At 75.4% G+C, this 26,242-nt stretch carries 20 protein-coding genes; 5 read left to right on the top strand and 15 right to left on the bottom strand.

The features are described from left to right. Positions 1-136 precede the first annotated feature (136 nt). Both ACLGIH_RS23605 and ACLGIH_RS23610 read right to left on the bottom strand, forming a co-directional pair. Positions 137-1,780 carry a VMAP-C domain-containing protein gene (locus tag ACLGIH_RS23605; RefSeq protein WP_416527264.1) on the bottom strand — a complete coding sequence of 548 codons (1,644 nt, stop codon included), beginning with the start codon at positions 1,778-1,780 and terminating at the stop codon, positions 137-139. Next, the gene (locus tag ACLGIH_RS23610; protein WP_416529458.1) at positions 1,777-2,136 is read right to left on the bottom strand and encodes a CU044_2847 family protein; all 360 of its coding nucleotides are present in this window, start codon (positions 2,134-2,136) and stop codon (positions 1,777-1,779) included. Before ACLGIH_RS23610 ends, ACLGIH_RS23605 begins: the two co-directional genes overlap by 4 nt. 206 nt (positions 2,137-2,342) lie before the next feature. On the opposite strand from ACLGIH_RS23610, the gene ACLGIH_RS23615 reads away from it, so the two are divergent. Continuing rightward, positions 2,343-5,960 carry a S8 family serine peptidase gene (locus ACLGIH_RS23615; protein WP_416527265.1) on the top strand — a complete coding sequence of 1,206 codons (3,618 nt, stop codon included), beginning with the start codon at positions 2,343-2,345 and terminating at the stop codon, positions 5,958-5,960. Between the two features lie 279 nt (positions 5,961-6,239). Here the strand turns inward: ACLGIH_RS23615 and ACLGIH_RS23620 are convergent, their stop codons facing one another. The 12 genes from ACLGIH_RS23620 to pgfA all read right to left on the bottom strand — a co-directional run bounded on the left by ACLGIH_RS23620 (position 6,240) and on the right by pgfA (position 21,277). After that, on the bottom strand, positions 6,240-7,631 hold the full coding sequence (locus tag ACLGIH_RS23620) for a carboxyl transferase domain-containing protein (protein WP_416527266.1): 1,392 nt from the start codon (positions 7,629-7,631) through the stop codon (positions 6,240-6,242). Next, positions 7,624-9,105, bottom strand: coding sequence for an acyl-CoA synthetase (locus tag ACLGIH_RS23625; protein WP_416527267.1), 1,482 nt, complete (start codon positions 9,103-9,105; stop codon positions 7,624-7,626). The genes ACLGIH_RS23620 and ACLGIH_RS23625 overlap by 8 nt, the downstream gene beginning before the upstream one ends. Positions 9,106-9,301: 196 nt before the next feature. Then, positions 9,302-9,922, bottom strand: coding sequence for a hypothetical protein (locus ACLGIH_RS23630; protein ID WP_416527268.1), 621 nt, complete (start codon positions 9,920-9,922; stop codon positions 9,302-9,304). Next, a complete protein-coding gene (locus ACLGIH_RS23635; protein WP_416527269.1) occupies positions 9,897-10,733 on the bottom strand; it encodes an FkbM family methyltransferase in 837 nt (278 codons plus the stop codon). The genes ACLGIH_RS23630 and ACLGIH_RS23635 overlap by 26 nt, the downstream gene beginning before the upstream one ends. Continuing rightward, positions 10,730-10,957 carry a Trm112 family protein gene (locus ACLGIH_RS23640; RefSeq protein WP_416527270.1) on the bottom strand — a complete coding sequence of 76 codons (228 nt, stop codon included), beginning with the start codon at positions 10,955-10,957 and terminating at the stop codon, positions 10,730-10,732. The genes ACLGIH_RS23635 and ACLGIH_RS23640 overlap by 4 nt, the downstream gene beginning before the upstream one ends. Beyond that, positions 10,954-11,859 carry a hypothetical protein gene (locus tag ACLGIH_RS23645; RefSeq protein WP_416527271.1) on the bottom strand — a complete coding sequence of 302 codons (906 nt, stop codon included), beginning with the start codon at positions 11,857-11,859 and terminating at the stop codon, positions 10,954-10,956. Before ACLGIH_RS23645 ends, ACLGIH_RS23640 begins: the two co-directional genes overlap by 4 nt. Before the next feature lie 26 nt (positions 11,860-11,885). Beyond that, the gene (locus tag ACLGIH_RS23650; RefSeq protein ID WP_416527272.1) at positions 11,886-12,617 is read right to left on the bottom strand and encodes a class I SAM-dependent methyltransferase; all 732 of its coding nucleotides are present in this window, start codon (positions 12,615-12,617) and stop codon (positions 11,886-11,888) included. Next, positions 12,614-13,876 (bottom strand): condensation protein, encoded by a 1,263-nt coding sequence (locus tag ACLGIH_RS23655; protein WP_416527273.1) that lies wholly within the window; start codon positions 13,874-13,876, stop codon positions 12,614-12,616. Before ACLGIH_RS23655 ends, ACLGIH_RS23650 begins: the two co-directional genes overlap by 4 nt. Continuing rightward, positions 13,873-18,063: an alpha-(1->3)-arabinofuranosyltransferase domain-containing protein gene (locus ACLGIH_RS23660; RefSeq protein ID WP_416527274.1), complete on the bottom strand. Its 4,191-nt coding sequence runs from the start codon at positions 18,061-18,063 to the stop codon at positions 13,873-13,875. Before ACLGIH_RS23660 ends, ACLGIH_RS23655 begins: the two co-directional genes overlap by 4 nt. Then, a complete protein-coding gene (locus ACLGIH_RS23665; protein WP_416527275.1) occupies positions 18,060-18,785 on the bottom strand; it encodes a class I SAM-dependent methyltransferase in 726 nt (241 codons plus the stop codon). The genes ACLGIH_RS23660 and ACLGIH_RS23665 overlap by 4 nt, the downstream gene beginning before the upstream one ends. Positions 18,786-18,913: 128 nt before the next feature. After that, positions 18,914-20,065, bottom strand: coding sequence for a glycosyltransferase family 4 protein (locus tag ACLGIH_RS23670; protein ID WP_416527276.1), 1,152 nt, complete (start codon positions 20,063-20,065; stop codon positions 18,914-18,916). Between the two features lie 225 nt (positions 20,066-20,290). After that, positions 20,291-21,277, bottom strand: coding sequence for a cell envelope lipid trafficking protein PgfA (gene pgfA / locus ACLGIH_RS23675; protein WP_416527277.1), 987 nt, complete (start codon positions 21,275-21,277; stop codon positions 20,291-20,293). A gap of 192 nt (positions 21,278-21,469) precedes the next feature. Between pgfA and ACLGIH_RS23680 the strand changes: the two genes are divergently transcribed. The 4 genes from ACLGIH_RS23680 to ACLGIH_RS23695 all read left to right on the top strand — a co-directional run bounded on the left by ACLGIH_RS23680 (position 21,470) and on the right by ACLGIH_RS23695 (position 24,817). Further along, positions 21,470-21,622, top strand: a complete 153-nt coding sequence (locus ACLGIH_RS23680; protein ID WP_416527278.1) for a hypothetical protein — start codon at positions 21,470-21,472, stop codon at positions 21,620-21,622. Between the two features lie 4 nt (positions 21,623-21,626). Continuing rightward, complete coding sequence (locus tag ACLGIH_RS23685; protein ID WP_416527279.1) at positions 21,627-22,889, top strand: PucR-like N-terminal domain-containing protein; 1,263 nt, start codon at positions 21,627-21,629, stop codon at positions 22,887-22,889. Positions 22,890-23,198: 309 nt separating this feature from the next. Then, positions 23,199-23,972: an IclR family transcriptional regulator gene (locus tag ACLGIH_RS23690; protein WP_416527280.1), complete on the top strand. Its 774-nt coding sequence runs from the start codon at positions 23,199-23,201 to the stop codon at positions 23,970-23,972. Next, a complete protein-coding gene (locus ACLGIH_RS23695; RefSeq protein ID WP_416527281.1) occupies positions 23,969-24,817 on the top strand; it encodes an SMP-30/gluconolactonase/LRE family protein in 849 nt (282 codons plus the stop codon). The genes ACLGIH_RS23690 and ACLGIH_RS23695 overlap by 4 nt, the downstream gene beginning before the upstream one ends. A gap of 8 nt (positions 24,818-24,825) precedes the next feature. Here the strand turns inward: ACLGIH_RS23695 and ACLGIH_RS23700 are convergent, their stop codons facing one another. Then, complete coding sequence (locus ACLGIH_RS23700) at positions 24,826-26,223, bottom strand: FAD-dependent oxidoreductase (RefSeq protein ID WP_416527282.1); 1,398 nt, start codon at positions 26,221-26,223, stop codon at positions 24,826-24,828. Positions 26,224-26,242 lie beyond the last annotated feature (19 nt).

Below are 26,242 nucleotides of genomic sequence, written 5' to 3' on the forward strand. Positions count from 1 at the left end.
GCGGGCGGACGGCTTCGGTACGGACGGCTCGGGCGCGGGCGGTTCGGGTGCGGGCGGCTTCGGTGCGGACGGCTCGGGCGCGGGCGGTTCGGGTGCGGGCGGCTTCGGGTGCGGGCGGCTCGGGCTGCGGACGGTTTCAGTCGACGGGCGAACGGAGGCTGGCGGCGGGCTCGGGGAAGCAGCGGGGGTCGTCCCACAGCAGCTGGACGTCGCGTGCCCAGTGCTCCTCGGGGACGTCGGCCGCCTCCGCCGCCATCCGGAGGTCCATCACCAGGCGGGGGAGTTCGGACGGCGGGACGCCCGCCACGGACACGGCCAGCTCGTCGAGGAACGCGGTGCCCCGGCACGGGCCGTCGTGGCCGCCGCCGGGGCAGCCGTCCCGTGGCCACAGCAGGATCGGGACGGGCACGGTGAGGCCGATCTCGAAGTGCTCCCGCGCCCCCTCGGGCGAGGCGGCGTACCCGGTCAGCTCGGCGTCGTCGCGCAGCCGCATGCGCAGCCCCGCGGGATGCTCCCGGCTGCCGCAGTCGACGCGGTGCAGCGCCGCGCCGGGGCTGGCGTCCAGCTTGCGCCACTTCTTGCGCAGCTGGTGGCGCAGCCGGCCGCCGCGGTGCCGGGACCGGTCGGTCACCACCAGCGGGTAGGCGCAGCCGAGCGGAGTCCGGTCCTCCGGGCCGCACTCCCAGTGCGCCACCCCGACGTTCAGCAGCTCGCGCGGCAGGACGAACGCCAGCAACTCCTCGGCGCCCGGGTCGAGTTGCGAGCACGCCTCGTCGACGCGCTGCTGCACATACGACCGCACCGCGCTGCGCGGCAGCCGGCGGGCGCCGACCGGACGGCGCTGCCCGTCCCGGTAGGCGGACACCTCGACGGTGACCTGGTCGGCGCCGGCGCCGCTGTGGTCGATCTCGACGACGATCGGCGACCACGTCGCCGGGCGCTGCGGCGGGGCGTCCAGCAGCTCCTGGAGCCGGTCGGCGAACCGCACCACGGCCCCTGGGTCCGGGACCTCGAACTGCACGTACGCGGCGGCGGCCCACAGCGAGGCGAACCCCTCCTCGGGCGGCGGCGGGGCGAAGTCGTCCATGGCCGAGGCGTACAGCCGCTGCGGATCGCAGCTCAGGCCCGTCTCCTCGGCCCGGCGGACCAGCGCGTACAGCCGTCCGAGGGCGTCCGCGCGGTGACCGGGGGTGGGGACCAGCTCGGCGAGCCCGCGCCAGTAGCGCGCCATCACCTGGACCGGCAGCATCCAGCCGACCCGCACGTCCCTGGCACCCGCGACCGTCAGGACCATGCCGACCACCGCGCCGTCCGGCAGCATCATCGCCGCGCCGCTGAACCCGGCGGCCAGCGGCTGCCCGTGCGCGGTGAGGGCCTCCAGCTGCACCCGCTCGTCGGCGATGAGCGGGCCGGGCTGCGCCCGGTAGGAGGCGAGCATGCCCTCGTCGTAGCCCTCGGGGAAACCGTAGGCCACCAGTTCGGCGCCCTGCTCCGCGCCCGGCGGGGCGAAGGCGGCCGGGGTGAGCGGCACATCGCGGTCCAGTTCGAGGACGGCGAGGTCACCGCGGTCGTTCGGGCCGCCCCGCCAGCCGCCGTGGACGGTGACGGTGGCGGTCAGGGCGCCCAGGTCGGCGCGGCCCGGGAAGCTCACGGCGATCTCCGCCCGGTCGCTGAAGCGCACGACGTGGGCGCAGGTGAGCACCTGGCGCGCGGAGACCAGGAAGCCGGCGCCGACCTCCCTGCCGCACTCGATCCGGGCATGCCACGCAGTGCCGCTCATGACCGGCGGGCCGCCTCCCCGTCCGCCGGAGAGGCCGGCGCGCCACCGGGCGACCAGGTCAGCTTCACCACCAGGTGTCCCTCGGCCGTGCCCTTGGCGATGATCGCCCCGGCCTCCGCGCTCAGCCTGACCCCGAACTCCAGCTCCACGTTGTCCGGCCGCAGCGTGCCGTCCCGGAAGACCCGCAGCGCGGACTCGGCCGCCGCCCGCACCCCGTCCAGCGCGCCCTCGAAGGTGCGTGCCGCCTGCGCCGGTCCGTCGCCGCGCGAGACCAGCCGGGCGCCGGACTCGTCGTCGACGGCCTCCACCACCACCTGGGCGCCGTCCTCCGTCTTGAACTCCACCAGCCGGTCCATGGCGCCGTTCACTCCCCCGTCTTCCTGGTTCCGATCGCGAACACCATTGTGACGGAAGGGGCTTGGCGCCGTACCGGAACATGTCGGCCGTCCTCCGGCCGTCTGGCGGAAACCCGCCAGGGCATCAAGCCGCCATGACCCGCCAACCCTCCCGGATCACAAGCACCTTGAGACTCTTCGCAGCACTCGACGAAGAAGAGGTGTGCATGAGCGGCTCACTTGTCGGACGCGGGGCGACCCTCCTGTCGGCCGGGCTGGTGATCGCGTTGCTGCCGGCCGGAGGGGCGGCGGCGCGGGAGGGAGCGGCGGGCAGCAGCGCCGGCCCCCCGGCCACCGCCCGCACCGTCACCCTCGTGACCGGTGACCGGGTGACCGTCACCGAGTTGGCGGGCGGCCGGAAGACGGTGACCGTGGAACGGCCGCGGGGCGCCACCGGTGCCGTGCGCACCCAGCGCGCGAACGGCTCGATCACCGTCGTGCCGGACGAGGCGCTGCCGTACCTGCGGGCCGGCACTCTGGACGAACGGCTCTTCGACGTGAGCGGGTTGCTGCGGCAGGGCCTCGCCGACGGCCGGACCGGCGGGCTGCCGCTGATCGTGACGTACGAGAAGGACGCGCGGGCCGTCACCCCGCGCGGCACCGAGCGGACCCGGTCGCTGCCCAGCGTGCGCGGCGCCGCCGTCGAGGCGGACGAGGGGCGCGGCTTCTGGCGGGATTTCACCCGGGGCAGTGGCATCGAGGGCGTGTGGCTCGACGGGCGCGTCCGTGCCGAGATGGCCGAGAGCAATGCCCAGATAGGCACCCCCCGGGCCTGGGAGGCGGGACTGACCGGCAAGGGCGTCACCGTCGCCGTGCTGGACAGCGGCGTCGACGCGGGCCACCCCGACCTCGCCGGGCGGATCGCCGAGAGCCGCAGCTTCGTCGAGGGCGAGGAGGTCGCCGACCGCAACGGGCACGGCACGCACGTCGCCTCCACCGTCGGCGGCAGCGGCGCCGCCTCCGGCGGCAGGGAGAAGGGCGTCGCGCCCGCGGCGGCCCTCGCCGTCGGCAAGGTGCTCGGCGACCAGGGCTCGGGCAGCGAGTCGCAGATCATCGCCGGCATGGAGTGGGCCGCGCGGGAGGTGGGCGCCGACATCGTCTCGATGAGCCTCGGCTCCACCGGACCCAGCGACGGCACCGACCCGATGGCCCGGGCCGTCGACACCCTCTCCCGGGAGACCGGAGCGCTGTTCGTGGTCGCCGCCGGCAACACCGGCGTCCCCTCCTCCATCGGCTCGCCCGGCGCCGCCGACGCCGCACTGACCGTCGGGGCCGTCGACGCCGCCGACGAGGCCGCCTGGTTCACCAGCGGCGGCCCGCGCCACGGCGACCAGGCCCTCAAGCCCGACCTGTCCGCCCCCGGCGTCGGCATCCTCGCCGCCCGCTCCTCGCTGACCGAGGGCAGCGGCGACTACGCCGAGATGAGCGGTACGTCGATGGCGGCCCCGCACGTCGCCGGGGTGGCCGCGCTGCTCGCCGAGCGGCACCCCGACTGGACCGGCGCCCAGCTGAAGGACGCCCTGATGTCCACCTCGAAGCGGCTCGGCGCCTCCGCCTACACCCTCGGCGCGGGCCGGGTCAGCGTGCCGGACGCGATCGGTGCGGACATCACCGCGACGGGCAGCGCCGACCTGGGCTTCCTGTCCTGGCCGTACGACGCGGACCAGCCGGTCACCCGGACCGTCACCTACCGCAACTCCTCCGCCGCGGACGTGGAGTTGAGCCTGTCCGTCGAGGGCGCCCCCGACGGCGTGGCCACGCTCGCCGACACCACCCTGACCGTGCCCGCGCACGGCACCGCGTCGACCACGGTGACCGGGGACGGCACCAGGGCCCCGGTGGGCGGCACCAGCGGGCACATCGTCGCCTCGGCCGGCGGCACGCCCGTCGCGCACACCGTGTTCGGGCTGGTCAAGGAGGAGGAGCGGTACACGCTCACCGTCCACGTCAAGGACCGCGCGGGCGAGCCGGCCGCCGCCGGCCTCGTCGTGCAGCAGCTGGCCGAGGGCGTCGACCCCGTCCCCGCGCACGTCGGCGGCTCCGGCACCCTGCGGCTGCGGCTGGAGCCGGGGACGTACAGCCTGACCTCCTTCCTCGACGTGCGCGGCAGCCACGGCGCCGACTCGCTGGGGCTCGGTTTCCTCGCGGCGCCCGAGATCCGCCTCGACCGGGACCGGGAGGTGACCCTCGACGGGCGCGAGCTGCGGGAGATCCGCGCCGAGGTGGGCTGGCGCACCGAGACCCGGCAACTGCTCATGGAGTACGGCCGCAGCGCCCACGGCTCCGACCTGTTCGGCGCGGTGCAGGTGCCGGTGAAGTACGACAGCGTCTTCGCCGCGCCGACGAAGAAGGTCACCGAGGGCGGCTTCGAGTACCGGACCGTGTGGCGGCTCGGCAAGCCGGTGCTGGAGGTCCGGGGCGTCGGCGAGGCGGTCGTGCAGCCCGGCGGCACCCTGATCGAGGGCCGCGCCCGGCTGCCGCTGGCCGACGTCGGCGACGGCCCGTTCACCGGCGTCGGCGGCAAGGCGGTCCTGGCCCGGCTCGCCGACGGCACCGAGCCGGCTGGCCTCGCCCGGGCCGCCCAGGAGGCGGGTGCGAAGGCGCTGTTCGTCACCGACGACCGGCCCGGACGGCTGACCGCCTGGTGGGGCACGGACACCGGCGACCGGCCGCTCCAGATCGCCACGGTGAACGCCGCCGACGCCGAGCGGCTGCGCGCCGCGGACCGGGTCGACATGACCGGCACCCGCAACACCCCCTACACCTACGACCTGTCGGAAGGACACCCTGGCGCGGTGCCCGACCGGGACCTGACGTACGAGCCGGGCCGGCGCGACCTCGCCGTGCTGGACACCGATTACCACGCGGTGAAGCCGGTGACCGGCGGCGAGTTCCGCCACTCGATCACCGGCACCTTCCCGATCGGCATCGGCTTCCGGGAGCGGATCGACTACCCGGCCGAGCGCACCGAATACGTCTCCACCGGCCCCGGCCAGCTGTGGCACGAGTCCGTCACCGCCGCCGACGGCACGCTGGAGCAGCGTGGCGGGCTGGTGGAGTACCGGGGCGGTGCGCGCACGGACCTCGACTGGTTCAAGCCGGTGTGGCACCCCTGGCTGGGCACCGGGCTCGGCTGGGGGCAGCAGCGGATGGGCAACCGGCTGCGGTTCAACACGCCCGGCTGGGGCGACTCCGGGCCCGACCACACCGGCTTCGGTGACGTGTGGAGCGAGGACAGCGGCATGTCCCAGACCACGGCCGTGTACCTGGACGGCGAGCCGGTGGACGAGGCGGCGGGCTCCTCGGCGTACGTCTGGGACGCGCCCGCCGACGAGCGCACCTACCGGGTCGTGACCGACACGGCACTCGACGCCGGCCGCTGGGAGCGGGCGGTACGGGGCCACGCCGAGTGGACCTTCCGGTCGGCCGCCACGCCCGAGGACCGCTGGACCTTCCTGCCGCTGATCAACCTCGCCTTCGACGTCGACACCGACCTCGCGGGCGACGTGCGCGGCGGGCGGAAGGTGCCGGTCGGGCTCGGCGCGGAGTACGTCGAGGGGGCGCCGGGGACCGGGCGGATCGGCGGCGCCGAGCTGGAGGTGTCGTACGACGACGGCAAGAGCTGGCGGCGGGTCCGGCTGACCGGCGACGGCGGCGGGGCCGCCTGGCGCGGGACGCTGCGGGTGCCGCGGGAGGCGGAGTACGTCTCGCTGCGCGCGTCGGCCCGGGACGACCGGGGCGGCTCGGTGACGCAGGAGATCGTCCGGGCGGTGGGCGTGCGCTAGGGCCGCTTGCGCAACAGGCCCTGGGCGGCGGAGGCGCGCCGGACATGCGTGCGGCGCCGCCTCCCTGGGACGGGGAGGCGGCGCCGCCGGGTTTCCCGGACCCTCAGACCAGCCAGCCGACGAAGTGGACGAGACCGGCGAGGATGTCGGTGAGAAGGTTCATGATCGTGCTGCTCCTTGCAGTGTTGCCTGTGTTGTGGGACCTGTGCGTCAACTACGGTCTGCAGCCCGTTGCTCGCACACCGTAAGTCTCGTTGGTCTCACGGGTCACAGGCGCGCTTATGAGCGACGATCACCTGTTCCAGGGAACAACTGATCCCCTGTTCGGATCCGGATCACGCCCAGCTCCGCCAAGTCCTGCGGTGCGAGCCGGAGCTGGCCCGCCGTCGCCTCCGCCTCCGACGCCGGGCGCTTCAGGATCGCCGCGGCGAGTTCGGGTGCGATGACGGAGAAGTAGCTGTCCGGCGTGGCCCAGGTGCTGCCGGGCGCGGCCAGTGCCAGCGCGCCCCCCGAGCCGCCCTCGCCGATCACCAGCGTGGTGACCGGCGTCCGCGCCTCGGCGACGGCACCGAACAGCTCGGCGATCGCGGGCCCCGCCCCCTGTCCTTCCGCCGCCGCGTCGTTGGCGGCGCCCGGGGTGTCGACCAGCGTCAGCACCGGGATGCCGAGCCGGTCCGCGAGCCGGATCAGCCGGGCGGCGGTGCGGTATCCGGCGGGGCGGGTCGGGGCCCCGGTCTGGGCGGCGTACGCGATCGTCCGCCCGGCGTGCTCGCCGAACCCGCACAGCATGCCTCCGGGGTCCCGGCCGCCGCACCGGTCGCCGGACAGGGCCACCCGGTCGGTGAAGTAGGCGTCCAGGTACGCCCGGGCGCGGGGGCGCTCGGGCGCCCGGGCGCGCCGCACCGCCTCCCAGCCCGTGGCGGGCGGCCGTGCCGCGCCGAGCGGCTCCGGCACCGGCGCCGGAGCGCCTGACGGCGCGGTCAGCAGCCGCAGCCACCGGCCCAGCGTGCCGCGCAGCTCCCCGGGCGGTACGACGGCGTCCGCCGAGCCCGCCGCGACCTGCGCCTCGGCCGTGTACGCCGCCGGGTCCGCGTCCGGCGGCCGGACCCGCGAGCCGGCGAAGCCGACCTGGGCGCCGGGCAGCGCGAGCACCACGTCGGCCCCCGCACCGAGGGTGGCCCAGCCGCCGCCGGTGGCCGGGTCCCGCAGGACGGCGATCTGCGCCAGGCCCGCCTGACGCGTCAGCACCGACTGCCGGGCCACCCGCTGCAACTGGGTCAGCGCGAACATGCCCTCCTGCATCCGGCTGCCGCCGGTGGCGACGAGCGGCACCACCGGCAGCCGGTGGGCGCGGGCGTGCTCGTACGCCGCCTCCAGCCGGTCCCCGGTGCGCTGCCCGAGCGAGCCGCCGAGGAAGGCGAACTCGAACGCGATCAGCACCGCCCGGGTGCCGTCCACGGTGCCGGTGCCGCAGACGACGGACTCCGACTCGCCGGTGCGCTCGGCGGCGCGGGCGCGGGCGGCGTCGTAGCCGTTCCAGCCGAGCGGGCCGTCGGGCGGGGACTGCCGCTGCGGGTACGTCAGTTCGGTGAAGTCGTCGGTGACGAGGGCGAGGACCCGGCGGGCGGAGAGCCGGTCTGCCGGGCCGGCCGGGTGCGCCGGGTCAGTCATGGGTCAGCGCCCGCTTCATGATCTTCCCCATGTCGTTGCGCGGGAGGGCGTCGAGGTGGCGGACGACGCGGGGCCGCTTGTGCGGCGCGAGGCGGCTTGCGACGTGGTCGGCCAGCTCGTCGGGGGCGGGCGGCGACTGCGGGTCGGCGGGCACGATCCACGCCACGATCCGCTCGCCGAGGTCGGCGTCCGGTTCACCGGTCACGGCGGCCTCCCGCACCCCCGGATGCTCCAGCAGAACGTTCTCGATCTCCCCGGCGCCGATCTTGTACCCGCCGCTCTTGATCAGGTCGGTGGCCTTGCGGCCGACGATGCGGACGTGGCCGTCGGGGTCGCGCACCGCCATGTCGCCGGTGCGGAAGAAGCCGTCGGCGGTGAAGGCGGCGGCGGTGGCGTCGGGGCGGTTGAGGTACTCGGTGAACAGGGTGGCGCCGCGGACCTGGATCTCGCCGACGGTCTCCCCGTCGTGCCCGTCGATCGGCGTGCCGTCCTCCGCGACCAGCCGCAGCTCGACCCCCGGCAGCGGCACGCCCACGGTCCCCGCGCGGGGCTCGCCGTCGGCGCGGACGCCGGGCCGGTGGTCCGGGGGTGTCCACCGGGACGAACACAGCATCAGCGTCTCGGTCATCCCGTACCGCTCGATGACCCGCCGGCCGGTCGCCGCGGCGATCCGCTCGTGGTCGTGCACGGGCAGCGCGGCGGACCCGGACACCAGCAGCCGGGCCCCGGCCAGCGCCTTGACCAGCTCCGGCTCCTCCGGGAGGGCCTCGGCGATGCGGTGGTACATCGTCGGGACGCCGAACAGCATGGTGGCGCCGGAGTTCAGCTCGCGGGCGACGCCGTCGGTGCCGAACCGGCCGAGGTGCCGGACGGATCCGCCGCGCCGCAGCGGCCCCAGGATGCCGAGCACCAGCCCGTGCACGTGGAACAGCGGCAGCCCGTGCACCAGCACGTCGTCGCCGGTCCACCGCCAGGCGTCGGCGAGCGCGTCCAGCGTCGCGGCGACGGCCCGCCGGGGGATGACGGCGCCCTTGGGCGGGCCGGTGGTGCCGGAGGTGTAGACGACCAGCGCGGGCGCGGCCTCGTCCAGGGACTGGTCGTCGGGTACGGGGCCGGTGGCGCGCACGTCGACGTCGAGCCGCGGCAGGCCGTCGAGCGGCGCGGGCGGTTCGGCGTCCGGCGCGGTGAGGACGAGCGACGGTGCGCTGTCGGACAGGATGTGCCGCAGCTCCTTCTCCCCGGACCTGGGGTTGAGCGGCACGGCGGCGACACCGGCGAGCAGCGCCGCCACGACGGCTACCGCGGTCTCCGGCGTCGGCGTCGCCCAGACGGCCACCCGCCCGGCGCCCCGGAGCCTCCCGGCCGTGGCGCCGGCCGCGGCGGCCAGTTCCGCGTAGGTCAGGGACCGGTCGCCGAACCGCAGTGCTGCCTGCTCGCCCGGGTCGCCCGTCAGGGCGGGAAAGAGGGAGGGCACAGGGACTCCTCGTCGCTCGTGCGTACTGGTACGGGACAACTCTGCCGGTTCCTACCCCGGGAACCCGGGCGAGCCGCAGCGGGAGGAGGTTGATCCCCGTCACCCTGCCCGGCCCGGCCGCCGCGTCAGGCCGCCGCCTCCACCACGTCCGCCACCACGCAGCCGACGTTGTCGGGGCCGCCGGCGTCGTTCTGTTTCAGTCGTCCCGGCCCACGCCACCGCTCGCCTCGGCGCCCACCGCCGTCCGCTGCAACAGCCCCCACGTGAACTCCGCGACCACCTCCCGCCGCATCCCTTCCGCGTCCGGCGCCGTGAAGGCCAGTCCCCAGCGGGTCGGGGCCGATCCCTGGAGGGGGCGGGCCGGGGAGAAGGCGCGGGCGGCCTCGTCGATCGTGCAGGACCAGGGGGTGAGGTCGGACAGCGTGTGCAGCCGGGGGCCCTCGGCGCCCGGCGCGCGGACCAGCCACTCGGTGAGGACCGCGCCGTTCGCCGCGACCACGACCTCGAAGCGGAGGCCGGGCCACAGGGGCAGGGGCCAGCGGCGGGCCTCGCACTCCAGGTCGCCGATCCGGCGCGGGGCCGTCGACTCCGGCTCGCCCAGGACCGAGCGGTAGCGCGAGGCGGCCGAGCGGGCGCGTGGTGAGCGGATCATCGCCTGCCAGCGCCTGTTCGCCTCCCGCATCTGTGCGATCGACGCGCCCAGTTCGCGCCGGGCGTCCTCCACCAGGCCCGGGTTGTGGTCGGTCATCCGGCGCAGGAGTACGAGCTGGAAGTCGAGCCGGGTGAAGGGGCTAGCGGGGCGTTTCTCGGGCGGCATGGGTGCCATCGTCGCCCACCGGGCGCGCTCCCGGGCGGCGGCCGTCCGGCAGGAACAGCACCGAGTTGACGTAGCGGGGGCCCGAGCGGAAGGGCAGGACGCGGGGGAGCAGACCGCGCTCGACCACCCACGACGCGGCGGCCTGGTGGGACTCCAGGGGGAAGGAGGCCAGCGGCACCCAGCCGGCGCCGGGCAGCACCCAGCCCTCGTAGCCCAGCGTGGACAGGTACGTCACCACCGGCGCGATCGGCTGGATGCGGGACTCCAGTTCGATGAAGAGTGCCGGGCGGTCGCGCGCCAGCAGTCCCGTCGCCCCGCGCAGCACCGCCGCCTCGCTGCCGTCCACGTCGACCTTGATGAAGCCGACGTCCGTCAGGCCCAGGTCGTCCAGGGTGACGCACGGCACGTCCAGGGCGCGGGCGTGGATGTCGCGGCGGACCAGGGACGAGACGCCCCGGTCGCCGGGGTCGTCCGGCGGCAGCCACAGCCGGGCGATGCCGGGGCGGTCGGACGCGGCGGCCCGGACCACGCGCACGTTCGCCGGGGCGCCGGAGGCCAGCAGCCGGGCCAGGTGGGGGACCGGCTCCACGGTGACCACCTCGCGGGCGCGGCGGGCCAGCCGGTGGGTCCACGGGCCGTACCAGCCGCCGATGTCGACGGCCGTGCCGCAGCCGGGCGGGCACATCTCCGCCAGCCGCGCCAGCTCCGGTTCGAAGCGCGGGTAGACCGCTCGCGCCGTCGCCGCCACCAGGCGCCGGGGCAGCAGCGGCGCCAGCCGGGCGGCCAGGGTGCGCGGCGCGGTGCCCGTCACGGCGTCATCCGCTTCAGCAGTTCCTCGTGCCGGTCCTCCGGCACCTGCTCCCCGGAGGACGGCAGCAGCTGCGGGATGCCGTCGACGATCGGATAGCGGCGGTGCAGCCGGGGGTTGTACAGCGACTCCTCTTCGCCGGAGCCGGGCTCCGGTGCGAGCAGGTGCAGCGGGCCCTTGTCGAGCGGGCAGGCGAGGATCTTCAGCAGCGGGTCGTCGGGTTTCATGGCGGGGTCAGCTCCTTGGCGCCGATGGGGGGTCGGGGGGCGGCGTCGTGCTTGGGCATGCTCAGCAGCACCGCCAGGGCGAGCACCGTGCCCGTGACGCGCAGTGCCAGCCGGGCCGGGTCCTCGGGCAGCGCCTCGCCGAACGAGAGCGTGCCGAGCACCGCCGTGTACAGGCAGGTCACCGTCGTGCACACCGGCACGATGAGGGAGGCCCGGCAGCGTTGCAGCGCGGCCTGCGACATGACCAGGCCGAACGCGCCGGTGAACAGCAGCAGGTACGGGTAGGGGGAGCCGAGCACGTCCAGCAGGGCACCGCCCGGCCCGTCGGCAGACAGGTAGCCCGAGACGCCCTTGATCGCGAGCGAGCTGACGCCGTAGAGCAGGCCGACCGCCACCCCGTACTCGACGCCGGTCGACGGCGGCCGGTGCCGGCGGCCGGCGCGGCGCTCGGCCGACCGGTACAGCCACACCCCGGCCGCCAGCGAGGGCACGCACACCAGCAGCACCAGCGCGTACGGCGCCGACCGGCTCACCGTCTCGGAGCCCTCGCGCAGCGACAGCACCACCATCAGCAGCGCCGCGAGGATCGCGGCCAGCGCGTACCGCTCCCGGCCGCTGGTCCGCTCGCCCAGCACCCGGGCCGACAGCAGCACCAACAGCACCAGGCCGGAGACGAACAGGCCCTGCGCGGCGGCGATCGGCAGGGTGCGGTAGACGACCAGCTGCGCGGCGAACCCGGAGGCCAGCGCCAGCGAGCCGCCGATCCACAGCGGGCTGCCCAGCACCAGCCGCAGCAGCCGGACGGGCCGGCGCACGCTCACCTCCGGCAGGGCGGCCAGCGCCCGCTTCTCCAGGACGAACCCGGTGCTGTACAGCACGTTCGCCAGCAAGGCCGCGGCCACTCCCCACCACATCCGAAACGTCCCCCTTACGTCCGGCGCGCGTGCAGCAACAGGATCGACGCCAGCGCCGGCCGGGCACAGGCCAGCCGGTCCAGCGGACGCAGCGGGCGCGGCACGCCGTGGAACGGGGCCCCGGCCAGGCGTACGACGTCGAAGCCGGCCGCCGCCACGAACTCCCGCAGCGCGCGGGCGGTGTACAGCCGCAGGTGGCCGACCACCTCCGAGCCGGGGCGGCCGTGGATCGCGCGCAGGCTCACCTCGGAGAACACCGGCTGGACCCCGGCCAGCAGCAGCGCCCGGTTGTACCAGGCGGCCAGGTTCGGGGTGGACAGCATCAGATGGCCGCCGGGCCGCAGCACCCGGCGGATCTCGTCCAGGGCGGCGTCCGGGTCCACCAGGTGCTCGACGACCTCGCTGAACAGCACCGCGTCGGCGGTGCCGGTCCCGAACGGCAGGCCGCCGCCGGTGAGTTCGCCACGCACCGCGTACGGCAGCCGGGGGCGGGCGCGGCGCAGGGCGTCCTGGGACCAGTCGACGCCGACGATCCGGTGCCCGGAGAGGTACGGGGCGGCGGTCGCGGCGGCGGTGCCGTCGCCGCAGCCGATGTCCAGGACGGTCTGCGGACGCTCCTCGCCCGCCAGCGCCCGGGCCAGCATGCGCGCCTGGCGGACGCTGCGGGGCGTGCCGGAGGCCACGGGGACGGCCGGGTTCTCGTAGAAGTCGCGCAGCTGAGGGGGGCGGGCGGGGGCCGAGGTCACGAGGTCACCTCCGTGGCGTGCAGGTGGTGCTCGAACAGGTCCCTCAGACGGGCGCCGTCGCCGTGCCCGAGCAGGGTGCGCGACCAGCGCAGGACGAGGTGGAGGCGGCCCGCGGTGGAGGCGGTGGTGAAGGTGAGGCCGCGGGGCATCCGGGCCGGGGCGGAGAACCACACCGCGTGCGCCCGGCCGGCCTCCTCGCCGAAGTCCAGCGGGTAGGGGATCCGGCCGATGTTGCTGAGCAGGGTCGTCGACGTCCAGGGTGCGGCGGCCCGGCGCAGGGCGCGGGTGAGGGCGGCGCGGGCGGTGACCGGGGCCCACGGGGAGGTCAGCAGGGCGGCGCCGTGGCCGAGCTGCGGGCGCGGGAGCGCCTTGAGGGCGCGGGTGCGGGCGGCCGTGCGGCGCAGCAGCGCGGGCAGGTCGGTGGCGGCCGTCTCCTCGGCGGCGAAGGGGACTTCCACCAGGCGGGTGCCGTTGCCGATGGGCATGCCCGCGTCCCGGGGGCGGTCGTCGACCGGCATGGTGATGCGCAGCGGGCGCGGGCGGGCGCCGTGCTCCCGGTTCCAGTGCGCGACGGTGAGCGCCGTGGCGACCATGAGCTGGTCGTTGACCGTGTAGGCGGCGCCCTTGGGCCGGTGCGGGAGGGCGAGTTCGGCGACCAGCATGCCGTTGCCCGGCGAGGACTCGGGGGAGCCCGGGGCGACGCGCGCGGGGCGGGCCCAGTGGGACGGGGCGGTGGTGTCCTGCGGGGCCTCGGCCGTGGTGCGCACGGGCGGTGCCGCGGGGGAGTTGTCCCGGCCGCCGTACAGCTCCGCCGCCGTGGCCAGCACCCGCAGGCAGGCCGGGCCGTCCAGGGCGGTGTGGTTGATGGCGAGCAGCAGCACGGTGCCGTCGCCCTCCTCCACCATCTCCAGCCGGATCGGCGGCGCCGCCGACAGCGGGGGCGCCTCGGTCAGCGCCCGCGTCCGCGCGTCCCGCAGCGCACCGCGCCCCGGCGGCGCCACCCGCACCACGTCCACGTCGGGGGCGGCGGTCAGCTCCCACTCGTAGCGTCGGCGGTACCAGGGCCCGGGCGCCTCCCGCATCAGGACGCGGGGGTGGCGCAGCAGGGCCTCGCCGACGGCCTTGCGGAGCCGGGCCACGTCGATGCGGCCGGGCAGGTGGACCTCGATGTGGACGGTCTCCGGCTCCTCTTCCTGGAGGCAGTGCCGGGCCACCTCGTCCACCACCGGGAACGGAACGCGCACCGGTGCGGTCGTCATGCCGGCTCGCCCCTCTCTCCGCCGTCGCCCCCGACGCGGGGCAGCGGCCGGGTCGGTGCCTCCGGGTCGGTGGCGGGCCCCGGCGGGCGCCAGCTCACCAGCGCCGCGAACAGGCCGGTCAGCGCCAGCAGCTGGGCGACGTGCCCGAAGGCGCCCGCACCCGCCCCGGGCGGCTCCCCGGCCCCGAACGCGGCGGCGATCCCGGCCCCGGCCAGCGCCGCGAAGGCCACCGGCACCAGCAGTGCGTGCCGCCGCCACGCCAGCACCGCCAGCGCCGGGATCAGCAGGGCGAGCCACCCGGCGATCACCACGCCGACCAGCGTCAGCGCCACCGTGCCGAGCCACAGGCCAGGCGCCGGCGGCACCGGCTGCGGCGCGTCCGGGCTGGGCTCGCGCCGCCGCCACAGCACCAGGCCGATCAGCGCGGCGATGCCCACACCTGAGCCGATCAGCGCGGCGTCGTACGTCGTCGCCGGCCCGTACGTCAGCTTCACCGAGCCGCCCGCGCCCTCCGGGACGCGCCAGCCCTGCTGCCAGCCGTCCAGCCGCACCGGCGTGAGTTCCCTGCCGTTCAGCGTGGCCTTCCAGCCCTCGTTGAAGTTCTCGTACATGGTCAGGTACGAGGCGGCGCCCGAGCCGACGGTCACCTCGCGGCGGTCGCCCAGCCAGTCCCGGATCTCCAGCTCCCGCCCGGCCGGCGGGCCGGTGACCGAGCCGCGGGTCAGGGTCACGCCGGTCAGCGCCAGGGGGCCCGCGTCTCCGCCCTCCAGCCGGTGTTCACCGGCCGGCAGCTCCACCTCGGCGCCCTCCCGGCCGTCCTGGCACAGCGTCAGTTCCACCGGCCGCCGCTCGACCAGGTCGCCCACCCTGCCCTTGACGGACGTCGGGTACAGCTCGCCGTCCAGCGCCACGTCCGGGCCCTTGCCGCACGGCAGCGTGAACTCCCGGGCGGCGTCCGGCTGCGGGGTGCGCAGCTGCTCCAGCGCCGGGACGTAGGCCTCGGTCAGGCCCACCGGCAGCTGGAGCTTCTCGTCGGCGACCGGGTTGTGCAGGGTCAGCGGGGCCGTCTCGGTGACGGTGATGTCCAGGCGGTCGGTGGTGATCGGCTCGAAGCGGACCCAGCCGTTCTCGTCGACCCCGGCGATCACCGCGCCGTCCGGGGAGCTGATGTGCACCTGCGTGGGCCGGGTGGACAGCCCGCCCGCGGCGGCCAGCACCAGCCGGTCCACCGGCACCTTGCCCTCCCAGCGCAGATGGACGGTGGGCCGGTCGCCCGCGATCCACGCCGTCGTCAGATCGCCGTCGGTGAGGTTGCGCGCCGCCAGGCCCGCGCCGAGGCGCGCGGTCGAATCGGCGGTGGCGGTGATCCGCGCCCGCTGCTCGGGCGCCACCTCGTACAGCAGCTCGTCCAGTTCCGCGCCCGGCACCGGCACCGCGCTCGCCCGCACCGCGAAGGTGCCGGCCGCGGCCGTGGTGAAGCGGCGGTGCAGCCCCGCCTCGGTGCCGGTCGGGGACAGGCCGGTCGGGTCGGCCGTGCGGTGCAGCGAGACGATCTCGGCGGCGGCGTCGGAGCCGGCCGCGTCGGTGGGCAGCCGCAGCAGGCGGGTGACCTGGATGTCCGGCAGGCCGATCTCGGCGAAGCCGGCGCCGGTCAGCCCCTCCTTGCGGGCGGTGGAGTCGACGATGGTCAGCTTCATCCAGTCCGTCGGACCCGCGGGTGCCCGGACGGTCTGCGTCATGCCGTCCGCCCGCAGGAAGCTGGTCCGCGAGCCGTTCTCGGTCTCCACCCGCACCCGGGTGGCCGCCGCCCGCCCCCCCTCCTGCGGCAGCGGCGTCACCTTGAAGGAGTCCGGCATGTCGTACGAGCCGTTGAAGCCGATGCGCAGCCACTGCCCGTCCGGCGAGCCGGGCACGCCCTCCGTCCAGGCCGTGTCCGGGTTGCCGTCGAAGGCGTTCACCGGGTCGTACTGCGGCAGGTGGAACAGCCAGTTGCCGTAGGAGGAGGCGGTGACCGAGCGGGCGCCGCGCAGCTCGGCGACGGTCTGGTGGTCCAGGCCCTCGGTGGGCAGGATCTGGTGCGGTTCCTCGCCCGGGTTCTGCACGGCGTCCGGGGCGTTGCGCTCGTCGCGGGTGTACGTGTACGAGGTGTTGGCGTTGACCAGCCCGAACCGGGTGTCGGCGCGGCGCAGCCCGTCGCCGGTGACCTGCACGTCCGGGGTGCCGACGCCGGGGTGGCGGTCCCCGGTCAGGACGGTGGGCCGGCCGCGCAGTCCGGCCGCCAGCGGCAGCAGCGCCTCCGGACCGCCGGAGACGACGGCCGTGGCGGCGACCGGCGCCAGCCCCGCCTGTCCCGGCCGCGGCACGTCCTGGCCCGTCGGCCGGTAGATCTCCACCGCCCGCTGCCGTGGGTACAGCCCCTCGACCTGGAGCGGGGCGTCGTCGGCGATGACGCCGCCGGTCATCACCGGGCCGAGCCCCGTCACCCGCTCGTACCCGGACTGCTCCAGGGCCCGTTTGACCGTCGCGGTCGGCACATGGCCGATCTGGTCCGGGTCGAGATCGTTGCGGACCACGACGTAGTGGATCCCGGCCCGGCTCAGGTAGTCGGCCAGCCCCGGTGTCGCGCCGCCGGTCATCAGGGCCTGTTCCACGGCGTCCATCGCGCGCCGGTTGCCGGGGGTGCCGAACGGGACGTAGTCGCGCTGGGCCCAGCGGGAGCCGGCGACCACGTCGAGCGGCTGGTCGATGGTCGAGCCCCAGGTGTGGATGCCGTGGGCCGTCGCCGGGACGACCAGGGCGCGGGAGTCGGGGGAGTACTTCTCCAGCCAGTCGGCCGTGGCCTGCCAGTAGGCGGGGATCTTCTGGAACGAACCGGGGTTGAGGATCGAGCCGTTGAGGTACGGCCACAGCAGTCCGGGCAGGATCAGGACGGCCGCCGCGAGCGCGAGGAACGGGCGTCCGCGCACCCGGCGACGGGTCCCGCGCCGCTCGGCGGCCACGCCCACCAGGTGGGCCAGGCCCAGCACCAGCGCCAGCGCCGGGCCCGTCTGGAACTTGTAGATGTTGCGGAACGGCGACAGCCAGCCGTCCAGCCAGTCCTGCACCAGCCCGTGGAACGGGGCGCCGGCCGCGCCGCCGTACCCGGCGAGCAGCACCAGCGCCGCCACCAGCACGGTCAGCACCAGCCAGCGCCGCTCCGGCATGTCCCGCCGGGCCAGCCCGGCCAGGCCCAGCCCGGCCGCCAGCGCCGAAGAGACGATGACGAGGACCGAGGACGCCACCGTCCAGCCCGCCGGCAGCCAGGCCTCGCCGAAGTGCAGATAGGCGACCCAGTTCCCGGCGCCGCGCAGTGCCTCCGTCGCCGACATGGTGGACGTGGTGGTCTCGGCGGTCTCGATGTAGGGCAGGAAGTTCTCCCCGTAGGCGCCGAGCAGCAGCAGCGGGATCCACCACCACGCCGTCACCACGACGACCGCCGGCGCCCACCAGGCGATCAGCCGCCACTTGCGGGGACCGGGCGGCCGGGAGAGGAGGTACAGCCCGACCGGCAGCAGGGAGGCCAGTGTCGAGGCGGCGTTCACCCCGCCCATGAACGGCACCAGCAGCGCCGAGCGCAGCGCGGCGACGCGGGCGGTGTACCGCTCGTCGGCCAGCGGCAGCAGCACCCACGGCAGGAACGCGCCGGGCAGCGCGGCGGCCGACGTGGAGCCGACGACGACGGTGAACACCGGCCACAGCGCGTACGCCGTCGCCGCGAGCAGCCGGGAGGCGCCGCTGCCGGCGCCCAGCCGTTCGGCCAGCCGCAGCGCGCCCCAGAAGGCGACGGTGACGATCAGCGACATCCACAGCCGCTCCGCCAGCCACACCGGCAGCTGGACCAGGTCGGCCAGCCAGTAGAACGGCAGCATCGGCCAGAGGTAGCCGACGTACTGGTCCTGGATGCCGCCGAAGCCGTTCTGGTCGTGCCAGAGCTGGCCGAGGCCGGCCAGGAACCGGCCCGGGTCGACGGTGACGCCGAGCTTGGTGTCGAAGGTCTGCCGTCCCGGTTGCACCGCCAGGAACAGGATGAACACCACGGCCCAGAACCCCAGCAGCCAGCGCCGCGAACGCGGGCCGTCCGGCGGGCCCGCGTGGGCCGCGGGGGTGGGGACGGCTGCCGGAGGAGGAGCCTGGACCGTGGTCGTCATGAAGGACACCGCCGGAGGATGAGGAGGAGGTTCCAGGTGGCGAACTCGCGGACGCCGGGCGCCTTGACGACGGCCTCCGCGAGGAACGGCCAGTAGCGGGAGCGGGCGGCGACGATCCGGACGTCGTCGCGGGCGCGCACCTGCCGCAGCGTGGTGCCGATGTGCACCGGGAAGAGGTTCTCGCCCAGGGTGTGCTTGGCGTCCCGGCCGGTGCGCCGCCGGTGGCGGGCGCGGGCCCGCTCGGCGCCGAGGTAGTGCCACGGGGCCCACTCGTGCCCGCCCCACGGCGACAGCCAGTTGGTGAAGGAGACGTAGATCAGCCCGCCGGGCCGGGTCACCCGGGTCAGTTCGCTGAGGAAGGTCTGCGGATCGGCCACGTGCTCCAGCACGTTGGAGGAGAAGGCGATGTCGGCGGCCCCGTCGGGCAGCGGCAGCAGGTAGCCGTCGGCGACCACCGTGCCCTCGGGCGGCTTCTCGCCCAGCTCCCGTACGTCCGGTTCGCACAACAGGGCCTGCGCCCCGCGGCGCCGGAACTCCGCGGTGAAGTGCCCGCTGCCGCCGCCGACATCGACGACGACGCGCCCGGCCAGCGGGCCGTCGTACGCCTCCAGCTGGTCGGCGGCGTCGCGGGCGAGCAACGTGTAGCAGGTCTCGGGGTCGTCCTGCTCGTGGAGAAAGGCACGGAAGAGGGCGAGGGAGCGCCGAAGGGACGGATCCTTCAAGCGCCGGTGCGGCAGGGTCTCCCTCAAGGGGCGCGGGACCGTGACCTGTGCCACTCCGCCGCGCGGGCGCGACCGGCCACCCCCGGCCTGCAGTCGCGCGACAGCCTCACTCACCCGGCGAAAGGGCGTCACGTGGCCCAACCCTTCACCGCCTCCGCGGCAACGGCCCGGAACTGCCGCACCGTCCGGTCCCAGCGGTAACCCGCCGCCCGGTCACGCGCCGCCTTGCCCATCAGCTCCCGGCGGTGCGCGGACAGCGCCAGCGTGCACCAGGCCGCCGCGAACGACGACTCCCCGTGCGCGAGTACACCCGTCTCGCCGTCCACCACGGAGTCCCGCAGTCCCGGCACGTCGAAGCCGACCGTCGGTGTCTGACGGGCCGCCGCCTCGGTCACCACCAGGCCCCAGCCCTCCACCGCCGACGGGTGCAGCAGCAGCCAGGCCGCGCACAGCAGCCGGTGCTTCTCCGCCTCGGTGACATGGCCGGTGAACTCCACGCCGGGACCGGCCAGCCGCTCCAGCCGCTCCCGCTCGGGGCCGTCACCGACGATCAGCAGCCGGCCGCCGGTGACCGGGCGGACCCGTTCCCACAGCCGCAGCAGCAGGTCGATCCGCTTGTACTCGACCAGCCGGCCCACCGCCACGAACAGCGGCTCGGGGGAGCGGTCGGCGCGCGGGCCGGGTTCCTCGACGCCGTTGTGCACCACCCGGATGCGGTCGCGCTCGACGCCGATCGCGCGCAGCGCGTGGGCGGTGGACGGGGAGACGGCGACCAGCAGACCGCGCTGCCGGGCGCCGGTCAGCGCCCAGTGCTCCAGTCGCCGGCCGAGCCGGGCGGCCGGGGCCAGCGGACCGCCGAACCGCATCCGCCACAGGTCGGTGTGCACATGGTTGACCAGGCACAGGGTGGGGCCGCGGTGCCACAGCGGTGCCAGGTACGGCATGCCGTTGCACACCTCGACCAGCAGGTCGGTCTCGCCGACCTGGCGGGCGAAGGCCGAGCGGGCGCGCAGATAGTGGCCGTAAGGACCGCCCGCCGACACCACGCGGTAGTCGCGGTAGGCCGCCGGGCCGCCGCACAGCAGGGTGACCTGGTGGCCGAGCCGGGTCAGTCCGTCGGCGAGCCGGTCGACCAGCAGCTCGGAGCCGCCGGCCGACGGGTTGCCCAGGTCGCGGTGGGCGAGGAAGGTGATCCGGCGCGGATGTGGGGGGAGCGCCGGGGGGTGCTGCGGTGCGCTGGGGAACGCGGTGCGCAGCGAGGAGGGCACGTGCTGGGGCATCGGTGCTCCAACTCGTCTCGGGGTGCGGAAATCGGCGTGGGAAAGGGGCGGAGGCGCGAGGCGGTCGGCCCCCGGCGGTGACGTGCTGTGGGGTTCCTGAGCCGTTCCTGGGAGGGGGGTGTGGACGGGTCGTGCTCGGGTGGGGTTGGACAGTTTTCGCCCAGCCGTTCGCCAGGGCTACTCACCGGCGTGACAATTTCGGGCTTTGTTAGAGCCGATGTCACATCAATGCGTGAGGGTGGGGTCCGGCGATCCCGGCATACCGGGTTCCATGCGGGGATTACGGCCGCGGGCCACCAGAACGCCACCGGTCACCGCGAGGACGAGTCCGGCCGCGGCGGCCCCGATCGGCAGGGTCTCGCCCACCAGGCGCAGCTGACCGCTGTCCTTCCTCGCCTGGTCGACCGCGAACTTCTGGGTCTCCTCGGTGAAGGACAGCTTCCGGCTGTCCAGCAGCACCGCGGCGTCCTCGTCGGCGCCCGGGGCGCGCAGGGTCTGCCGCGGACCGGTCTGCGCGTAGATCACCCGGCCCGTGGCCTGGTCGACGACCAGCTCGATGCCGTGGTTGGCGTACCACTCCTCGGCCAGCACCTGCGGCCGGTCCGGCTCGTCCACCAGGCGGCCCGGGACCAGCCGGGTGCCGGTCTTCGTGGCCGGCACCTCGGCGGTGAAGCGCAGGCCCTCGTAGTCGCGGATCTTCTTGCGGCCCTCGTAGTGCAGGATCACCGTCGAGCCGAGCGTGTTGTCCCACCAGCGGTAGGAACGTTCCTGCACGTCGAAGGGGAACTTCAGGTACGCCTCGCCCTCGATGTACGGCTTCTCGCCGCAGCAGTGCACCGGCCGGTTGGAGTCCCGGTCACTGACCCAGCGGTGCGGGGTGAAGTCCAGCGCGTCGTGCGGATCGGAGGCGGGCAGCGACTTGTCCGTGTCGACCGAGGTGATCACGTCCCAGACCGCCGCGCCGCTGCGCTCGCTCTCGGCCACGTCGCCGCGGACCCGCTGGGTGACGGTGATCCTCTGGCCGGGCACGGTCTCGACGCGCTCCAGGTCGAAGACGCTGCCGGTGCCGGTGTAGACGGCGGTGGTGTCGATGTCGATCGGGTTCACCGCGGCACGCGGCTTCACGTACCAGGCGAGCAGCGGGGCGAGGACCAGCAGGAACGTGCCGAGACCAAGCGTGATCAGGGAAAAAGGGGAGGCAGTACGGCGCATCCGGGCGCTCCAGGAAGTGGAGGAACGTGGCGGGAACGTGCGCGTTCGGTATGGGCCGGGAACCGTAGGCGCCTCTTGACGAGGTGTCAATGCTTGTCGAAACTGACCCCGACAGGCAGGGGCGGGACGCCCGGGTGGGGCACGACCGCGTACCGAATCCGGACGGATCCGGACAGAGAGGCTGACCCTGCGATGTCCAGACTGCTCGCCGCCATGCTGACCGTCGCGCTCGCCGCCGCCCTCGCCGTGGGCTCCGCGCTCGGCGTCGTCGCGCTGCTCCGGGCCACGCCCGACCAGCCCAACAACCCCATGATCACCTACGAGCACGCCGGTCAGGGGGACTGATCCCGTGCCGCCCGCCCGCCCGGGAACCGTCGCCGCCCGCTCGGCCTGGCAGGACGTGCCCCGCCACCAGGTGCACCGGTTCGCCGCGGTCGCCCTGGCCGAGGCGCCCGCGCTGGCCGAGGAGATCCTGCGCGAGATCCAGCGCGAGTACCCCCACCTGCCCGCCGTCCTCGACGACTCCGGCGAGCCGATGGCACTGGTCGGCATCCGCCGCGCCATCGAGTCGTTCGTCACACACCTGGAGCACGCCGCCGACTCCGACGGCCGCCCGACCGTCCCGCCGGACGTCTTCCAGGAGTTCGGCCGCGGCGAGGGCCTGCACGGCCGCTCCCTGGACTCCCTCCAGGCCATCTACCGCCTGGGCGTACGGCTGGCCTGGCGCCGCTTCGCCGACATCGGCCAGCGCGTCGAGATCCCGCCGCCGGCCATGTACGAGCTGGTCGACGCGGGCTACGAGTACCTCGACGGACTGGTCGACCAGTCCGTGCGCGGCTACGCCGAGGCCGCCGCCCGCCAGGCCGGGGAACGCCTTCGCCTCCAGCGCCGCCTGATGGAGCTGCTGTTCAGCGAGCACCACCGGGGCGACGCCGCCGAGGCGCTGGCCGAGCGGGCCGCCCGGATCGGCTGGCCGCTGCCCCGCAAGGTCGCCGTCGGCGTGCTGCTGCGCCCGGCCCGGGAGGCGGTCGCGCCCGCCGTCGGACAGGGCGTGCTGCTCGACATGGAGCACGAGCAGCCCCGCATGGTCGTGCCCGAACCGGACGCCGCCGGCCGCCATGAGCTGCTGCACCGGGCGCTGACCGGCTGGGCCGGGGCCATCGGCCCGCCCGTCACGCTCGCCGACGCGGCGAAGTCGCTGCGCTGGGCCGAGGCCGCCGTACGCCTGATGGAACGGCGGCTGCTGCCCGCCGGGGAGGTGCTGCACTGCACCGAGCACACCGAGGCGCTCGTGCTGCTCCAGCCCGAGGAGCTGATCGACGACCTGGCCGTGCGGTGCCTGGCCCCGCTGGCGCACTGCGGTCCGGCGCACGGGCGCAGGCTGGCGGAAACGTTACTGGCGTGGCTGGAGACGCGGGGCGGGGCGCCGGAGGTGGCCGCGCGGCTCGGCGTCCATCCGCAGACCGTCCGCTACCGGCTGCGGCAGATCCGCGAGCTGTGGGGGGACGAGATCGATGATCCGGACCGGCGCTTCGAACTGGAGCTGGTGCTTCGCGCGCGGAGGCTGCGCGGCGAACTGGGGGCGCCCCGGTTCTCCGGACAGCACAGCTAGGGCCGGCTGCGAAAGTGGCGTCGTCGCCCGGAGGGCGGCCGGGTGCCGGGCGTCGCGCGGCAGGCACCACTTTCGCACAGGCCCCAGCGGCCGTCGGGCGTCCGCCGGCCCGCGATGGCTGGTCGCGCCCACGGCGGCGGAGCCGCACATCGACACGGCCCCGCGCCCCTCCAGGGGCGCCGGCCGGGCCTGCGGGCGAAAGTCACGCACCATTGCCCGCAGAGGTCGGTGTGACTAGCCTGTGTTCGTCATGTCGATCGCCTGTTGAAATTTCGAACACAGGCTGGGACTCAGGAAGGGGGCCGGACCGTGGGACGCCTCGTACCTGCCGTGACCCGGGCTCTCGACATTCTCGAGCTCTTCCTCGACGGGGACGGCACGCTCTCCGCCCCCGACATCGTGCGCAAGCTCCAGCTGCCCCGCACCACCGTGCACGAGCTGGTCACCACGCTCGCCGCCCGGAAGTACATCGTCCCGGTGTCCGGGCAGCCCGGACGCTACCGGCTCGGCGTCCGCCCGTACCAGCTCGGCGCCCGTTACGCCGAGCACCTGGACCTCGCCGCCGAGGGACAGCAGGTCGCCCGGTCCGTCGCCGAGACCTGCGACGAGACCGTGCACGTGGCGATACTCGAGGACACCGACGTCATCTACATCGCCAAGGTCGACTCCACGCACGCCGTGCGCATGGTCTCCGCGGCCGGCCGCCGGCTGCCCGCCCACTGCACCTCCGTCGGCAAGATGCTGCTGGCCTCCCTCCCGGAGCGGGAACTGGCCGCCCGGGTCCCCGACGGCGCCGGGCTGGCCGCGATGACCCCGAACAGCATCACCGACCCGGCCGCCCTGCGGGAGGCCCTGGCGGAGATCCGGCAGCGGGGCATCGCCGTCGAGAGCCGCGAGTCCAACCCGGACGTCAGCTGCGTGGCCGCGCCGGTGCGCGACCGCACCGGACGGGTGGTCGCCGCGCTGTCCATCTCGGTGCCCATGATCCGCTGGAGCGAGGCGCGCCGCGCCGAGCTGGAGCAGCTCGCCGTCAAGGGCGCCGCCGAGCTGTCCGAGCGCCTCGGCCACCGGAGCGCGGTATGAGCTACGAGGTGGCGGTACGGGCCGAGGCGGCGCTCGGCGAGGGGCCGACCTGGGACGCGGACGCCGGCTGGCTGATCTGGGTGGACATCCTCGGCTGCCGGGTGCACACCTACGACCCGGCCGACGGCCGCCGCACGGTGCGCACCACCGAGCAGCACGTGGGCGCCGCCAAGCCGCGCACCGGCGGCGGGCTGGTCCTCAACCTGCGCGACGGCATCGGCCTGGTCGACCCCGACGGCACCTTCCGCCCGCTGCTGCACGACCCCGTCCCCGGCCGCCGGGGCAACGACGCCGCCGTCGCGCCCGACGGCAGCCTGTGGGCCGGCACCATGCGCTACGACGAGGCGCCGGGCGGCGGCACCCTCGGCCGGGTCACCGGCGACGGCACCGCCCGCGTGGTGCTGGACGACGTGGCGGTCAGCAACGGCACCGGCTGGAGCCCCGACGGCCGGCTGATGTACTACGTCGACTCGCCGACCCGCCGCATCGACGTCTTCGACTACGACGCGGACGAGGGACGGATCGGCGGGCGCCGCACCCTGGCCGGGATCGAGGAGGGCGCCGGGTTCCCGGACGGCCTCACCGTGGACGCCGACGGCTGTGTGTGGGTCGCCCTGTGGGACGGCGCCGCGGTCCGCCGCTACACGCCCGACGGCCGGCTCGACCGGGTGATCGACCTGCCGGTGCCGCGCGTCACGGCCTGCGCGTTCGGCGGCGCGGACCTGACCGACCTGTACCTCACCACCGCCCGTACGGGCCTGGCGGCACCGCACCCGCTGGCCGGCTGCCTGCTGGTGGTGCCGGGCGCGGGCCGGGGGCTGCCGCAGCCCGCGTTCGCGGGCTGACCCCGGGCTCAGCCCGCTGCCCGCTCCAGCGCCCGCAGGATCTCCCGCTCGCCCTGCGTCAGCGGCGGCTCGGCGGCCGGGGGCAGGGCCGGTCCGCTCAGCGTGGCCAGCAGGGCGTCCGGGCGCAGCACCCGCCCCGGGCCCGAGCGCAGGCTGGTCACGTCCCACAGCGCGGCGGCGGCCGGGTAGCAGCCGGTCGCCGCTTTCGTCAGCCGGCGCGTGTACGCGGCGGCGAGATGGTCCGCGGGGCCCGGCCGCCCGCCGCGCACCCCCGGGTACATGACGTCCTGGCCGACGGCCGCGGCCCAGGCCGCCTCCACCGGCCGGGCCGCCCCGCGCTGCACCCGGCGCGCGAGACCGGGCGCGGCGGGCCCGGTGCGCCGCACCTCCCGGGCGAGGACCCGCGCGCCGAGCGCCGCCACCGACATGCCCTGCCCGTAGGCGGGGTTGAAGGTGGCCAGCGCGTCCCCGAGCACGACGAATCCCTCGGGCCACCGCCGGGCCCGCTCCGCGTACCGCCGGAGGTTGCTGGTGCTGCGGCTGACGTGCACGTCGGTGAGCGGCTCCGCACCGGAGATCAGCCGGCCCACGATCGGGTGCGGCAGCCGGAGGGTGTAGCGCAGGAAGCCGTCCGGGTCGGCCGGCGGCTCCGCGCCCCGGGTGCCGGCCAGGCTCACCATCCAGCGGCCGCCCTCGATCGGCAGCACCATGCCGCTGCGGCCGGGCCGGCAGGCGTACGGATCGGGCTGCAGGACCGTCAGCGGAAAGGTTTCAGCGCCCTCGGGCACGCGGTAGATGCGGGTGGCGTTGACCAGGCCGGAGTCCACGCTCCGCGCGCGGATGCCGGACACCCCCAGCTCCCCGAGCCAGGTGAGGAAACGCGAACCGCGTCCGCCGGCGTCCACGACGAGGTCGGCGGCGAGCCGCTCCTCCCCGGAGCCGGCCGCGATCCTGACCCCGGTGACCCGGTCCGCCCCGCCGGTGAGCCCCACGGCACCGGCCCGGCGTATCGCGACCCCGGCGAGCGGCCGGACGGCTTCCCGCACCACCCAGTCCAGCAGCGCCCGACTGCACGTCAGCATGGCGGGCCCCGGGTGCCGCCAGCGCCGGAACCAGCCGTCCGGGGTCAGTGCCACCATGCCCTGCCCCAAGGAGACCTCATGGGCACCGGCGGCCAGCAACTGCTTGCGCAGGCCGCCGCCCGGCAGCAGTTCCTCCATGGCCTCCATGCCGCCGGCCATCAGCAGGTGCGCGTGGCGGCCCTGCGGCACGCCCCGGCGGTGCTCGGGGCCGTCGGGCAGGTCGTCGCGCTCCAGCACGATCACCTCGTCGACGGCGGTGGACAGCGCCGCCGCGGCCAGCAGGCCGGCCAGACCGGCACCGATGACGACAGCTCTAACGGGCATGGGACTCCTCGGGTTTGCC

Source organism: Streptomyces hamibioticus (assembly GCF_047946815.1).
Lineage (GTDB): Bacteria > Actinomycetota > Actinomycetes > Streptomycetales > Streptomycetaceae > Streptomyces.